The organism is Microbacterium sp. BH-3-3-3, assembly GCF_007679045.1.
Classification (GTDB): domain Bacteria; phylum Actinomycetota; class Actinomycetes; order Actinomycetales; family Microbacteriaceae; genus Microbacterium; species Microbacterium algihabitans.
Genome location: NZ_VEFS01000003.1, coordinates 309,898 through 323,933, shown reverse-complemented (window position 1 = coordinate 323,933; position 14,036 = coordinate 309,898). Strand labels below are relative to the sequence as shown.

Below are 14,036 nucleotides of genomic sequence, written 5' to 3'. Positions count from 1 at the left end.
GCGGCCGGGGGCGTCGGTTTGACGTCGTGACGGAACGGGGCGCTCCCGTGCGCCGGGGCGGTAGCGGGACGCAGACTGCACGGATCGCGCCCGGAGGGTCCGTGCGACCGGGGGAGCGGGTGCCCTCCCGGCCCCGCTTCGGGTCCGGGGCCAGGAGGGGCGGACGAATCGTCGTCCGCATCGCCAGGTTAGGGGCCGGATCGGCCGTCTTGAGCGACCGGGGCGAATCTTCGGCTCACCTTGCGGGGGCCGACGCCCGGTCGGCCGGGGAGCGCAGGCCGTTGCGGAGATCTTGAGGGTCCTGTGCGCGCCGCGTCCCGAGCGATTCCCCTCCGATCAGGTCGATTCGCGCGTGTGCAGCACCGGCAGCACGTACGTGCGCTGCACCGGCCGGCTCGCCCCCTCGGTCAAGCGCCCGACAATCGTCTCGACCGCCAGACGCCCGACGTGCTGCTTCGAGGGTCGCAGGGCCGTGATCGGCGGTTCGGCGCTCTCGGCGACCTCGTCGTCGTAGGCGAGGATCGCGAGGTCCTCCGGAACGTGCCAGCCGTGATCGCGCGCGTATTGCTGCACGAGCACCGCCTGCGGGTCGGAGTGCACGAGCAGCGCCGTGGTCCCGGTCGCGCGGCACTGCGCGAGCAGGTCGGCCACGACCTCCTCGCGGGCGGTGCCGTCGAGCGCGTCGAGCGAGGCGTCTACGTCGACCGGGCACTCGAGTCCGAGTTCGGCGATTGAGCGCTCCCACCCGCGCCGCAGCTGCGACGAGGTGGGCGATCCCGCCGAGGTGAGGATTCCGACGCGGGTGTGTCCCCGCGTCGCGAGGTGGTCGGCCGCGAGCGACCCGCCGAAGACGTGATCGGTCGTGACCCATTCGAGCTTGGTGAGGGCGAGGGCGGATGCCGCTCGGCGTTCGGCGAGCACGACGGGAAGCGGAAGCGACTCGAGCCAGTACAGGAACGCCCTCCCGTCGGCGCCGGTGGTCTCGGGCGCGACGATCAGGCCGTGGAGGCTCCCCGAGTCGACGAGCGAGGCGATCTGCCGTCGCTGGTCGGCGACCGAGTAGCTCGCGCCGCGGAGCACGAGCTGCACGCCGAGCTCTGTGGCGGCGGCGCGGGCACCGACGATGATGTGCGGCCAGTAGTAGGTGAGCGAGGGGGTGACCATGCCGACCCGGAAGCGGATGGGCGCCGACGTCCGCGCGTCGACGGGAACGCTGGTGTCGAGCCGGCTGCGCAGCGTCGCCCCGCCGTGCACGCGCGTCAGGAGCCCGCGGTCGGCGAGGTGGCCGATGTCGCGTCGGATCGTCAGCTCGGCGACGCCGAGGTCGCGGGCGAGGTCGGCGACCCGAACCGATCCGGTGCGCCGCAGCTCGTCGAGGATGCGTTCGCGGCGCGACAGCCCGAAGGGCGGAGAACCTGCGCTCATGATCGGACAGCGTAAGCCGATGTACGTATCGATTCAAGAATGATCGATCGTGTTCGTTTCGCTTCCGTTCGACGCCGAGGGTGACCGACGATGTGGGCGGGCACACGGGCGTGCCCCCGCGGCGATCGGAACGGACCGACGCCGCGCCCCCGTCGAAGGAGACTCCCCATGGTCACGGCACCGATCCCCCCGGTTCGACCTCATCCCCGTCGTACAGGCCGCGTGGCGGCGGCGGCGGCGCTCGTCACGGCGACGATGGTCGGCGCGCTTCTCGTTCCGACCGCGGCGCAGGCGGCGGGGGCCGATCCGGTCACCGTGACGGTGCGCGGCACCGACGTGGCCGCGGCCGCGAAGAACGTCAACGGTCTGACCTTCAAGGGCTTCGGCGTGCTCAGCGCGAACTCCACGAGCGCCCTGCTGCTGGACTACAAGTCGCAGCATCCCGAGAAGTACTGGGAGCTCATCGAGACGCTGTTCGGCGGGGACTTCCCGATCATGAACACGATCAAGATCGAGATGGGCAACGACCGCAACACCTCGACCGGGCCGAACGCCTCGACGATGCGTTCGCGCGACGAGTACCCCAACGTGCTCCGCGAGCCCGGATTCCAGCTCGCCGCGGATGCCAAGACCGTCGCGCACGGCCCGGTGCACGTCAGCATTCTCCGCTGGAACCGCCCGACGTGGGTGACCAATCACCAGGACCAATACGTCTGGTTCAAGAACACCACCCTGGCCGCGTACCGGCAGTTCGGCTACATGATCGACTCGATCAACCCCGACGCGAACGAGACCTCCAACCCCGACCTGCAGCTGTACAAGGACTTCTCGGGGTGGCTGCGCAACGACACGAAGGGCTACGAGGGCGCCACCGCGGACGACCCGAACAACGGCTTCGCCTCGGCGACCGAGCGCGACCTCTACACCTCGATCCGCACGATCGCCGGCGACACCGTCGGCACTCCGCCGGTCGCCCTGGGCGACGGGATGACCGGCAGCGACTCTTCTCTGCGTGACGCCGTCGACATCGTCGGGTTCCACTACAGCAGCGCCGACGATCGCAACGGCAACATGAAGAAGATCGCCGAGCAGCTCGACCGCGAGGTGTGGAACTCCGAGGGCCAGTCGACGTTCTCGAACTCCGCCGACCGCCCGAACAACACCAACAGCAACGAGCAGGGCGGGGTGGGCACCTCGATGGGCGGCCCCGGCAGCGCGCTCGAGATGGGCAACTGGGTCACCACGGGCTTCTCGGCGTCGCGCCGCACGCTCAACATCTTCCAACCCGCGATCGGGTCGTTCTACGACGGCTTCCAGTACTCCTCGAAAGAGCTCGTGAACGCGCGCGAGCCGTGGTCGGGCTGGATCTCGTACGACGGTGGACTCGCGGTGCTCGAGCAGTTCACGCAGTTCGCGAAGCTCGGGTGGGAGAACTCCGACAACGCCGCCGGCATCTGGCGGGCGATCCCGCAGGCCTCGGGCAGCGAGCTCGGCACGGGCAACCCGCCCAGCGGCGCCCGGTCGGGTGGGGCGTCGTACACGACCCTCGCCGCCCCCGACGGTGCGGACTTCTCCACCGTCATCGTGAACGACAGCTCGTTCACCAAGACCTACCGCGTCGCCGTCGACGGGATGCCGCTGGGTGACGACAAGACGCTCGAGGTGTGGGAGACGCGCGCGGCCGACGCGGGGCAGGCGGCGGATGCCAACTACGTCCGTCCCCTCGCCGAGATGGCGCCCGCCGCCGACGGAAGCTACACGGTCACCGTGAAGCCGTGGTCGACGGTGACGGCCACCACGCTCGATCACGCGGAGACGCGTGCCGGGGTGGTCTCGCCCCGCGAGGGCTTCGGACGCACCGCCCCCGCGACGACGGAGTACACCGCACCCGACGGCGGCCGCGACGTGCTCGACACCGATTCCACCGGCGACGTCAACGGCGCGACCGACGACGGCTACCTGTACGCCGACGACTTCGATTACCGCGGCACAGGCGACGTGCAGGGCTACGACCCCGACACGCGCACCCTCGTCGACAGCGGCGAGGGGTATCTCTCCAGCAGGGGAGCGGCCGACAAGCCGTCTGGCACCCCGAGCGTGCAGGCCGAGGATCAGGGCGCGACCCCGCGCTACACCAACGACACGAACGGCGCGTTCGAATCGGTCGCGACTTCCGACGCCGCGCATGGACGCGTGCTGCGCCAGCAGATCGGTTCGGGCATGGCCGGCGGCGCCTGGAACGGCGGCGACCCCAAGACGACCATCGGCGACGCCCGCTGGGCGAACTACGTGGTCGGCGCCGACGTGATGTTCGAGGCCGACGGGGCGCAGTACGCCACCATCGGCGCGCGCGAGCAGGGCGGCACCGCGAACGGTCAGGCCGTCTCGGCCGCCGAACTGCGCGTCGAGCCCACCGGGGCGTGGTCTCTCCAGCGCTACGGCACGGTGCTCTCCACCGGCAACGCCTCGACGACGGCGGGTGTCGACTTCCGCACCGGCGCCGGCGTGTGGAACCGCATCGCCGTGAAGGTCGCGGGCGATGTGTACACCGCGCAGATCAACGGGGTCGACGTGGCTTCGTACACGGATGCCGCGTCCCAAGCGACCGGACGCATCCAGCTCGGGTCGAGCTTCACCTTCGTGCGCTTCGACAACCTCACCGTCGAGACGGTGCCCGGCTACACGCCGTATTACACCCAGATCATCGACGGCATGCACCAGACCAGCTGGAGCGACACCTCGGCATCCGTCCTGCGCTTCGACGACGGGTGGAGCCACGTCAACGGCCAGGGCATGTTCGAGTGGCAGCGCACCGCCTCGAAGAGCACCCGGCAGGGCGCCACGATGGCCTACACGTTCGAGGGAACCGGGCTCGACATCATCGGCACCAACTCGGGTGCTCCGACCCTCGACGTGATCGTCGACGGCGAGCAGCTCGTGGCCGCGGCGCCGACGCTGGCCGCGGGCAGCGAACGCACCGCGTACATGCTGCGGGGGCTGCGCAACGGCACCCACACGGTCGAGGTGCGCACCGCCACTGCCGACGCGCTGAACGTCGACGCGGTGGGAGTCGTCACGGCCAACGCCGACGCGAGCACGGTCGACACCACGGCCCTGGCGGCTCGCGTGGACACGGCATCCGCCCTCGACGAAGCCGAGTACAGCGTCGACTCGTGGGCGCGACTGCGGTCGACGCGCGACGCCGCTCGCGACGCGGTCGCCGATCCGGGCGCGTCCGGGCTCGACGCCGAGGGCGCCCGCGCTCTGGAGGCGCGTCTGGCGGCAGCCGTCGATCAGCTCACCCCGCGCGACGTCAGCGACGACGTGAAAGACGTCGGAACCGTCTCGATGACCCTCCCAGGTCGGACCCTCCCCGCGACGGTCTCGCTCGAAGGCGCGGATGCCGCTGTCACCTGGACCGCGGGTTCGGTGACCGCGGCGGGCTCCGCTGCCGAGCTGAGCTCGTTCACGGCGACAGGACGCACCACCGAGAAGACCGCGGCGGGCGTGTACCAGCGCCTCACGGCGACGGTGCTGACCCTCCCGGCCGATCTGACGTACTTCATCGATTCCGGTTCGTCGGGTGCGACCGCCGGCTCGGCATTCGCCACCGCGAAGGCGGCGTTCCCCGACCTGCGCAACGACAGCGCCGACCAGAAGTGGGACGGCAGCAGCACGGCCGCGACCTGGGGCTACGCGACCTCCGCGACGACCGTCGCGGCCGGTTCACCCACGGATTGGGGCACCTCGTACGTCGGCGCCGACTTCACCAAGCCGATCGTCTACAGCCTCACCCTGCCCGCCGGCTCGTACAACATCGTCGCCGTGCAGGCTCCGCGGACCGGTCTGACGACCAACGTCTACAGCAAGGTGCGGGCACCCGGGGCCGCCGAGACCACGCAGTCCGCGGTCTCGAACGGCTCCGCGACCCCTGTCGCGCAGCGGGTGAACGTGTCGGCCGACGGAGTGGTGCGTCTGGAGTTCGGCACCACGGGTACCTCGGGCTACAACGCCCGTCTCGCCCTCGTCTACGTGCAGGCGCTTCCCCGCGATCTGGGCGTGGTCGGCACGCTGAAGGCCGACGACGAGCTGCCCGCGACGGTCTCGGTCGACGGCGTCGACACGGCCGTGACCTGGGACGCCGACTCGGCCGCCCAGAAGCGCACCGAGCTGCGCAAGCTCGTGCTCACCGGTCGCTTCACCGAGGGCGGTCAGAAGGTCGTCGCCGCCTACGAGGTGATCCCCGCGGGGCTCGTGTACTACATCGACTCCGGAACCGGCTCGACCCCCTCGCCGCAGTTCACCGCGGTCCAGAAGGCCGTACCGACGCTGCGCAACGACAAAGTCGATCAGGTCTCGACCTCCGCCGACCAGTGGGGATACGTCGCCGACGGCATGAAGGTGAAGGGCTCGACCGACATCACCGACAAGTTCTCGACCGGCCTCTATCAGGACACCACGCGGCTCACCTACCGTCTGCCGCTGCCCGCGGGGCAGTACACGCTGACCGGCGGGTTCACCGAGTGGTGGGGTCTGAACCGCACGATGAACCACACCGTGTCGGTCGGCGGAATCGAGCTCGCCAAGGGCAACGTGCCGCTGACCGGGGTGAGCGGACCGCTCACGAGCGACCTCACCTTCACCCTCACCGAGGCGGCGACCGTCGACTACGTCATCACCAACGAGGGCGCGGGCAGTGAGAAGCCCGTCATCTCGTGGCTCGCCGTGAAGGACACGACCCGGGCGACGGCGCCGCAGAACGTCTCCGCGGCCGCGGCATCCGACACGTCGATCACCGTCTCGTGGGAGGCCCCGGCACAGACGGGTGCCGAGCTGTCGGGCTACCGGGTCTACGAGGCCGGCGGCACCGAGCCCGTGTGCGAGGTCGCCGAGACCACCTGCACGCTGTCCGACCTCGCGCCGGGGTCGACCCACGCCTTCGAGGTGGTGGCCGCCAACGCCGTCGGCGAGGGCGACCGCTCGGCCGCGACACCGACGATCATCCTGCCTGAGGTCCCCTCGAACGACGGGGCCACCGCCGCACCCGGCACGGGCGTGCTCTCGTCGAACGACGGCTGGGACACGGGCCTGAAAGACGGCACGTTCCAGCTGACGATGAACCTGTGGTGGGGCTCGAACGGCTCGCTGTTCACGCTGTACCGCGACGGCGAGCTCGTCGCGACCATGCCCCTGTCGATGGCGACGCCCAACGCGCAGAAGAGCGTCGTCGAGATCGCCGGGCTCGGCAACGGCACGTACCAGTTCACGGGTGAGCTGGTGAACTCGAAGGGGACGACGGCGACCAAGCCGCTCACGGTGAAGGTGACGGATGCCGCCCCCGGCAAGCCCGTGCTCTCGTCCGACAACAGCGACCGCGACGGGGCGTACTCCCTGACGGCCAATCTGTGGTGGGGCACGAACGCCACCTCGTACCGCCTGCTCGAGAACGACGTCGAGATCGCGTCGGGTGCGCTCGCCGCGGCGACGCCCGCCTCGCAGAAAGTGGTCGTGCCCGTCACCGGCCGCGCGATCGGCACGTACACGTACACGATCGAGTTCGCGAACGCCGGGGGAGCGACCACGAGCGCTCCGCTGAAGGTGGTCGTCGCGAAGTAGCGCGACACGCGATCGCCCCGCGGGTGCCTGCTGAGGCTCCCGCGGGGCGATCTGCGCGTATCGGGGTGCGTCCTGTGACGCCCTAGACGCAGGGTTACGAGCCGTGCGCCTCCTCCGACACCGGCTGCCACTCGCGCCACGTCTTCAGGCGCGACTCGTAGTCGCGCTCGGCGATGCCGAGGGGCGCCTTGCCGAAGAAGATGCGCAGCGGCGGGTTCTCGGCATCCACCACTTTCAGAATGGCGGCACGCGTGGCCTCGGGCTTTCCGGGATCGGCGGCTGACGGACGCTTGGAAGCCTGCTCGCGCACCGCCGCGTACGCCTCGATCTCGTCGCTGCGCTTGGCCGACGGACCCGACCAGTCGGTGGAGTATCCGCCGGGCTCGATGAGGGTGACGTGGATGCCGAAGTCGGCGACCTCCTGCGAGAGCGACTGCGACAGTCCCTCGAGGGCCCACTTCGACGCGTGGTACGCGCCGACGGTCGGGAACGCGCTGATCCCGCCGATGCTCGACACCTGGATGATGTGGCCCGAGCCCTGCGCGCGCATGATCGGCAGAGCGGCCTGGGTGACCCACAGGGCGCCGAAGAAGTTCGTCTCGAGCTGCGCGCGCACCTCGTCTTCGGTGAGCTCCTCGACCATGCCGAAGTGGCCGAACCCGGCGTTATTGACGACCACGTCGAGCGCGCCGAACTTCTCGTGCGCCTTCCGGATCGCGTCGATGCCGGCCGCGCGGTCGGTGACGTCGAGCTGCAGCGCGAGGAACGCGTCGGGGTAGGCGTCGACGAGCTCCTGCACGTCGTCGAGGTTGCGGGCCGTTCCCGCGACGTTGTCGCCGCGCTCCAGGGCCGCCTCGGCCCATTCGCGGCCGAAGCCCTTGGATGCGCCGGTGATGAACCAGGTCTTGCTCATGAGTGTCCTCCGAAGAGATGAGGGGGGGTGAACGCGAGCGACGCTACGCCGCGTTCTTCAGCCCTCGTGACGGCTTGACACTCCGCCGCGGGCGGTCGCGCTCCCGCTCTCGACGGCTCGGGGCGGAATCCTCACCTCGGGGCGTGAAAATCACGCCCCGAACGGAGGATTCCGCCCCAAAACCTCTTATTGAGCGGCCACCGCCGCGACCTCGCCCGGCCCGGGCAGGATCTCGCGCAGCAGGTCGTCGACCGTCACCACGCCGAGCAGACGCTCATCGTCGACGACCGTGGCCAGCTGCACGCGACCGCGGCGCATGCGCGCGAGGGCGTCGTACGCGGATGCCGTGGGTTCGAGCACCAGCGGTTCGCGGGCGATCTCGAGGGCCGGGGTCGACGGGTCGACGGCCAGGGTGTCGCGCACGTGCGCGACGCGCGAGCTCGCGCCCGCCCCGACCAGAATGCGCAGGTGCGTCGACGAGGCGGCGACGGCCTGGATGTCGGCCGCCGTGGCATCCGCCGAGACGGCCGTGGGGGAGCGGTCGGTGCGCACGATGTCGCCGACGGTGAGCGTGCCCAGGGCGATCGCCTGCGCGATCGGCTCGGAGTACTGCTTCTCGAGCGTTCCGGCCTGTCGCGAGTGCGCGACGAGCTCGCGGATCGTGTCGGCGTCTTGTCCACCGGCGGCGGCCTTGTCGACCGGCTCGACACCCGAGGCCTTCACGAGCCGGTTCGCGATGTGGTTGATCCACAGCAGGAACGGGCGCAGCGGCCAGGTGAGGGCACGGGCCAGGATGCCGGTGGCCTTCGCCGCCGTCTCGGGGTGGGCGATCGCCCACGACTTCGGCGCCATCTCGCCGATGACGAGGTGAAGGAAGGTGACCACGATCAGCGCGAGCATGAACGCGATGATGTCGGCCAGCACGTAGGGCAGGCCCCACGCCTCGAACACGGGCGCGAGTGCGTAGTCGATGGCCGGCTTGGTGATGGCACCGAGCAGGAAGGTACAGGCCGTGATGCCGAGCTGCGCGAACGCGAGCATGACGGTCAGCTCGTTCACTCCGCGCAGGGCGGCGCGGGCCGAGGCGCTGGTCGCGGCTTCCTCTTCGAGGCGGTGGCGACGGGCGGCGAGCAGGGCGAACTCGACGATGACGAAGAAGGCGCTCGCGATGATGAGCGCGGTGGTGATGAGGGCCACGGTCCAACCGTTCATCGGGTCACCTCCTCATCGCGGGTCGGCTCTCCGACCGCGTCACGATCCACCTCGTGCAGCTGCACCCGCAGTTGCGAGGGCACGTGCCGGTCGACGGCGACCACCTCGACGGCGAGCCAGCGGTCGATGTCGAGGCCCTGGATGGTCTCGCCGGCCCGCTCGGGCAGGTCGATGCGCACGACGCTGCCCACGGCGGGGAGGTCGCCGTGCGCGTCGATCACGAGCCCGGCCACGGTCTCGATGTCGCTCTCGGCGAGGTCGTGCCCGATGAGGCGCTCGAGCTCGTCGAGGTGCAGGTCGCCCGGAACGCTCCAGGCGTCGTCGCCGACGGACGAGACCTCGCTCACCTCGGCGTCGTGCTCGTCGGAGAGCTCGCCGATGACCTCCTCGGTCAGGTCTTCGATGGTCAGAATGCCGTCGAAGTTGCCGTATTCGTCGACCACGCACGCGAGTTCGTTGCGCGAGCGTCGCATGCGGTCGAGGGCCACCGGCAGCTGCATCGAGGTGGGGATGACGACGGCGGTGCGCATGACGGATGCCACGGGGGCGTCGTCGGCGGGCTGCTCACGCAACAGGTCGATGAGCTCGACCACGCCGACGGGGGAGTCCTCGTCGCCGATCACGGGGTAGCGGGTGTGGCCCGTGGCCATCAGCGCGCGCACCTCGCCGACGGTCGTGTCGGGGGTGACCGAGTCGACCTGGGAGCGCGGCACCATGGCGTGCTCGACGTCGCGCTGGGGGAAGTCGAGAATGCGGTCGATGATCATCGACAGGTCGTCGGGCAGGTCGCCGCTCTGGCGCGACTCCTCGATGATCGCCTCGAGGTCGCGCGCGGTGGCGCTCTCGTCGACGTCTTCGAGCGGCTCGATGCGCAGCAGGCGCAGCAGCGCGTTGGCCGCCAGATCGAACACCGTGATCAACCAGCCGAACATCAGCAGGTAGATGCGGGTGGGCACCGCAAGGGCCCGGGCCAGGGGCTCGGGGTTCGCGATGGCGAGGTTCTTGGGGTACAGCTCGCCGAAGATCATCGTCACCACCGTCGCCAGTAGCAGCGCACCGACGGTGCCGATGAGCACCGAGACGGTCGGGTCGACGCCCACCCCGCCCAGCAGCGTGCCGATCGACTGACCGATGAGGGGTTCGGCGACGTATCCGATCAACAGGCCGGTCACGGTGATTCCCAATTGGGCGCCCGAGAGCATGAACGACGTGCGCTTGGTGATCGCCAGAACGCGCTTCGCCTGCGCGTCGCCCTTTTCCGCTCTCGCGGTCAGACGCGAGCGGTCGACGGACATGTAGGCGAATTCCTGCGCGACGAAGAATCCGCAGGCGACGATGATCGCCAAGGTCACGATGATCCCCAACAGAAGCGTCAGGGCCGCAGCCAGCATCAGATCTCACCCCCTCTCCGGAAGAGGGGGCTCGAAGATCGGCCCTCCTGGTCGGTGGAGGTGCGGTGAGGGCTCACGGGGTTGTCTCTCTCGTGGGTCGGTGATCACTGATCCCTTCGACTTTATCGAGCGACGCGAAGCCGATTCTGAGGATTCACCTCGATGATGGAGAAAGGGATACACCGTAAGTCCAGATCGGTGCCACAATGATGAGGCCCCCATTGCTGCGCTTCCCGGCGCGGTCCCCCCGCAACACAGGTGCGATTCGTCGCGCCGGAAAAGGACCAGTAATGGGACGCCTCATTTACCGCGACCGTGCCGCGTTCGACATCGACGACCGCATCCTCGCCCACCTCCGCATCGTCGTGATGAACAAGCTGCGACGCAACGAGGGATTCATGCTCCAGCTGCCCGTCAATGAGGGCGTGCGGCAGGCGAGTCTGTGGATCCACGCCTCGAACGCCCTCGTCATGCAGTTCTACGGCGGTCGCGAGCCCGTGATCGATCGCGCTCTCGTCGACCAGATGATGCACGACGCCAGCGGCGCCGACGGCCTCACGCTCACCGCGGCGGGCATCGCCCCGCAGACCGCACCCGTGCGTCAGCCCGTGGGTCGAACGGCGCGCTGACGCTCAGGCGAGCGGGAGCACGACCTCGAATCGGGCTCCCGTCGCCGCCGGTACGCATCTGACGTCGCCGCCGTGTGCGCGGGCGATTCCGCGCGCGATCGGCAGCCCGAGTCCGACTCCGGCCGCCGACGTGCGCGAGGAGTCGAGCCGCACCATGCGGTCGAAGATGCGATCGCGCTGATCCGCGGGCACCCCGGGTCCGTCGTCGCTCACGGCGACCTCGGCGACGTGATCCCGGATGCCGAGCTCCAGCGTCAGCGCACCGGTGCCGCCCGTCGCCCGTGCGGCGTTCTCGACGAGGTTCGACAGCACCTGCGTGAGGCGGTCCACGTCGACATGGGCGGGGACAGCGGCATCCGGGATCCGCAGGTCCACCCGCAGCGAGGGATGCACGAGCGGGATCAGTTCGGCTTCGGTGCGCACGACCTGACGAAGGTCGACGTCGACCCGTTCGAGTTCGAGCCCGCGGTCGACGCGGGCCATCGTGAGCAGGTCGTCGACCAGGCGCGACGCGCGCGCGGCCTCGCGCGCCACCTGCGTCGCGAGCACCTCGCGCTCGGGCCCGTCGAGGTCGGCGCGCACGAGCGTGTCGGCCGCGGCCCGGATGCCGGCGACCGGCGTGCGCAGCTCGTGCGCCGCGTCGGAGAGGAAGGCGCGCAGCCGCGCCTCGGCCTCGCGTGCGGTCTGCTCGGCACCCACGACGTCGTCGAGCATGTCGTCGAGCGCGGTCGCCACGCGCCCGATCTCGGTCTCGGGGCGCGTCGGCCGCAGACGCCGCTCGCGCTCTCCCGCCCCGATCGCCCGCGCGACGTCGGACACCCGGTCGAGAGGTCGCAGACTCCGGCGCACTACGATCGTGACGGCGCCCGCGGCGATCACGAGCACGCCCACCGAGGCGATCGCGAGGATCCAGCGCACCTGCGCGAGCGTGTCGCCGACGCCGACCGCCGACGCCGTGAGCGTGAGGGTCGAGCCGTCGCTCAAGGTCGACTGCAGCGTCACCAGCTGGTCGTCGCCCGAGAGGGCGGAGGCGGTGACGGTCACGTCGCTCGAGGCGCTCGGCTGCGGCTGCGACCGCTCGCCGGGACTCCCGCCGGGGCCGCCGCCCGGGCGCGGAGGACCGTCGCGCAACTGCTCGGGGCTCGGTCCCGCCACGACCGAGTCTCCGCCGGCGCTGTCGATACGCACCGCGAGTCCTTGGTCCGACAACCGCTCGGCGAGGTCGGTGTCGTCGACGACCCCCACGAGAGAAGCGGCCGCGGCAGCCCGGTCGCGCAAACGGTCTTCGATCTGGCCGCGCAGGCGCGCCCCGAGGGCCACGTCGACGACCACCGCGAGCACGACCAGCAGCACCGCGACCAGCGCGAGCACCGCGACGATCGTGCGGCGCCGCAGCGATCCGGTGCGCAGGGGAGAGCCCTCGCGGCCGACGGCGGCGCTCACGCGGCACTCAGTCGGTAGCCGAGGCCGCGAACGGTGTGGATCAGGCGCGGACCGTGCTGCTCCATCTTGCGACGCAGAGCGCTCAGGTGCACCTCGACGAGATTGGGGTCGTAGTCGTCGAATCCCCACACCTGCGTGAGGATCTGCGCCTTCGACAGCGTGCGACCGCGACTGTCGGCGAACAGGTGCAGCAGGCGGAACTCCGTGGCCGTCAGATCGAGCAACGATCCCGCTCGATGGGCCGTCGCGGCATCCGGATCCACGACGAGATCGCCCACCGCGATCGTCTGGGGCAGCCGCCCGCGACGGCGCAGCACCGCCCCCGTCCGCGCGACCAGCTCGGCCATGGTGAACGGCTTGACGACGTAGTCGTCCACTCCCTCGGCGAATCCGCGCAGGCGGTCGTCGACCTCGTCGCGCGCCGTCAGCATGATGACGGCGGTATCACCCGCGGTGTGGATGACGGGCAGCAACCGGATGCCGCTGGGCCCCGGCATCATCCAGTCGAGCACCACGAGGTCGGGGCGAAAGGCGGCCAACCGCTCCGAGAGATCGAGGCCGTCGGGCGCGGCGTCGACGACGTAGCCGTCGGCGCGGAGGGCGACCGTGACGGCGGTGCGGATCGTCTCGTCGTCGTCGAGGACGAGCACGCGGGCAGGAGCGGACATCCGCCCGACGCTACGGCCCGGCGCTGAACGGGCGTTATGGCTTGCGTATGCGATGCCCCGACCCTCACCGACTTCAGGTTCGCTTCAGTCCCGCCGCGAAATGTGGAACTCGAGCCGGTGAACGCCACCGGCGGAGAGCGAGAACCATGAACGACGACAACCCCACCCAGCCGTTGCCGCGGTTCGACGAGGCCCCCGAGCCCCGCCGCCGCTCGTGGCGTCGCCCCGCGCTGATCGCGGGCGCGGTCATCGTCGCCGCGGGTCTGACGGGCGGTTCAGCCGCCCTCGCCGCGCAGACGAACACGCCGCTGACGCTGGCGACCTCGGCACCGAGCGCCGACGGCGGATCCACCGGACCCGGCGCTGCGACCCCGGGCACGGGCACCCCCACGCCCGGCTCGAGCGCCACCCCCGGCGCCACGCCCAGCGACGCGCCCACCGGAGCCCCCGCCGACGGCACGGCCCCGGCCGCCCCGACCGCCCCCGCCGACGGGTCCGGCCCGGGCGAGTGCGGCCCCGGCGGCCCCGCGGGTCCCGGCCACGGCCCCGGTGCCCCCGGCGCCGAGAAGCCGACCCCGCCGGCCGACGGCACCGCTCCGACCCCGCCCGCCGACGGCGAGAAGCCCACGCCTCCCGCCCCGCCGGCAGACGGCTCGGCACCCACCCCGCCCGCGGACGGCTCGGCACCCACGCCTCCGGCCGACGGCACCGCCCCCGCCCAGCCCGGCAGCTGAGCGCC

The 14,036-nt window shown here is 70.8% G+C and carries 9 protein-coding genes; 3 read left to right on the top strand and 6 right to left on the bottom strand.

Going from position 1 to position 14,036, the window contains the following annotated elements:
* Nucleotides 1-336: 336 nt before the first annotated feature.
* Entirely contained in the window at nt 337-1,425 is a 1,089-nt protein-coding gene (locus FS769_RS11835) for a substrate-binding domain-containing protein (RefSeq protein WP_144833636.1), read from the bottom strand.
* A 168-nt stretch (nt 1,426-1,593) separates the two neighbouring features.
* Here FS769_RS11835 and FS769_RS11830 point away from each other — a divergent pair, with 168 nt between their 5' ends.
* Nucleotides 1,594-7,041: a fibronectin type III domain-containing protein gene (locus tag FS769_RS11830; protein ID WP_186325531.1), complete on the top strand. Its 5,448-nt coding sequence runs from the start codon at nt 1,594-1,596 to the stop codon at nt 7,039-7,041.
* 94 nt (nt 7,042-7,135) lie between these two features.
* On the opposite strand, the gene FS769_RS11825 is transcribed toward FS769_RS11830, so the two are convergent.
* The 3 genes from FS769_RS11825 to FS769_RS11815 form a co-directional block, all read right to left on the bottom strand.
* Nucleotides 7,136-7,954 carry an SDR family oxidoreductase gene (locus FS769_RS11825; RefSeq protein WP_144833632.1) on the bottom strand — a complete coding sequence of 273 codons (819 nt, stop codon included), beginning with the start codon at nt 7,952-7,954 and terminating at the stop codon, nt 7,136-7,138.
* Between the two features lie 186 nt (nt 7,955-8,140).
* A complete protein-coding gene (locus tag FS769_RS11820) occupies nt 8,141-9,166 on the bottom strand; it encodes a CNNM domain-containing protein (RefSeq protein ID WP_144833629.1) in 1,026 nt (341 codons plus the stop codon).
* A complete protein-coding gene (locus FS769_RS11815; protein WP_144833627.1) occupies nt 9,163-10,557 on the bottom strand; it encodes a hemolysin family protein in 1,395 nt (464 codons plus the stop codon). Before FS769_RS11815 ends, FS769_RS11820 begins: the two co-directional genes overlap by 4 nt.
* A 290-nt stretch (nt 10,558-10,847) precedes the next feature.
* On the opposite strand from FS769_RS11815, the gene FS769_RS11810 reads away from it, so the two are divergent.
* Nucleotides 10,848-11,186, top strand: coding sequence for an ATP-dependent DNA ligase (locus FS769_RS11810; protein WP_144833625.1), 339 nt, complete (start codon nt 10,848-10,850; stop codon nt 11,184-11,186).
* A 3-nt stretch (nt 11,187-11,189) separates the two neighbouring features.
* Here the strand turns inward: FS769_RS11810 and FS769_RS11805 are convergent, their stop codons facing one another.
* Nucleotides 11,190-12,629 carry a HAMP domain-containing sensor histidine kinase gene (locus FS769_RS11805; RefSeq protein ID WP_186325530.1) on the bottom strand — a complete coding sequence of 480 codons (1,440 nt, stop codon included), beginning with the start codon at nt 12,627-12,629 and terminating at the stop codon, nt 11,190-11,192.
* A complete protein-coding gene (locus tag FS769_RS11800; protein WP_144833623.1) occupies nt 12,626-13,297 on the bottom strand; it encodes a response regulator transcription factor in 672 nt (223 codons plus the stop codon). The genes FS769_RS11805 and FS769_RS11800 overlap by 4 nt, the downstream gene beginning before the upstream one ends.
* Before the next feature lie 146 nt (nt 13,298-13,443).
* Between FS769_RS11800 and FS769_RS11795 the strand changes: the two genes are divergently transcribed.
* Nucleotides 13,444-14,031, top strand: a complete 588-nt coding sequence (locus FS769_RS11795) for a hypothetical protein (protein WP_144833622.1) — start codon at nt 13,444-13,446, stop codon at nt 14,029-14,031.
* Nucleotides 14,032-14,036: the final 5 nt, after the last annotated feature.

Coding starts and splice junctions, on each gene's coding strand:
- FS769_RS11835 (WP_144833636.1), bottom strand. CDS start 1,425: ATGAGCGCAGGTTCTCCGCCCTTCGGGCTGTCGCGCCGCGAACGCATC.
- FS769_RS11830 (WP_186325531.1), top strand. CDS start 1,594: ATGGTCACGGCACCGATCCCCCCGGTTCGACCTCATCCCCGTCGTACA.
- FS769_RS11825 (WP_144833632.1), bottom strand. CDS start 7,954: ATGAGCAAGACCTGGTTCATCACCGGCGCATCCAAGGGCTTCGGCCGC.
- FS769_RS11820 (WP_144833629.1), bottom strand. CDS start 9,166: ATGAACGGTTGGACCGTGGCCCTCATCACCACCGCGCTCATCATCGCG.
- FS769_RS11815 (WP_144833627.1), bottom strand. CDS start 10,557: ATGCTGGCTGCGGCCCTGACGCTTCTGTTGGGGATCATCGTGACCTTG.
- FS769_RS11810 (WP_144833625.1), top strand. CDS start 10,848: ATGGGACGCCTCATTTACCGCGACCGTGCCGCGTTCGACATCGACGAC.
- FS769_RS11800 (WP_144833623.1), bottom strand. CDS start 13,297: ATGTCCGCTCCTGCCCGCGTGCTCGTCCTCGACGACGACGAGACGATC.
- FS769_RS11795 (WP_144833622.1), top strand. CDS start 13,444: ATGAACGACGACAACCCCACCCAGCCGTTGCCGCGGTTCGACGAGGCC.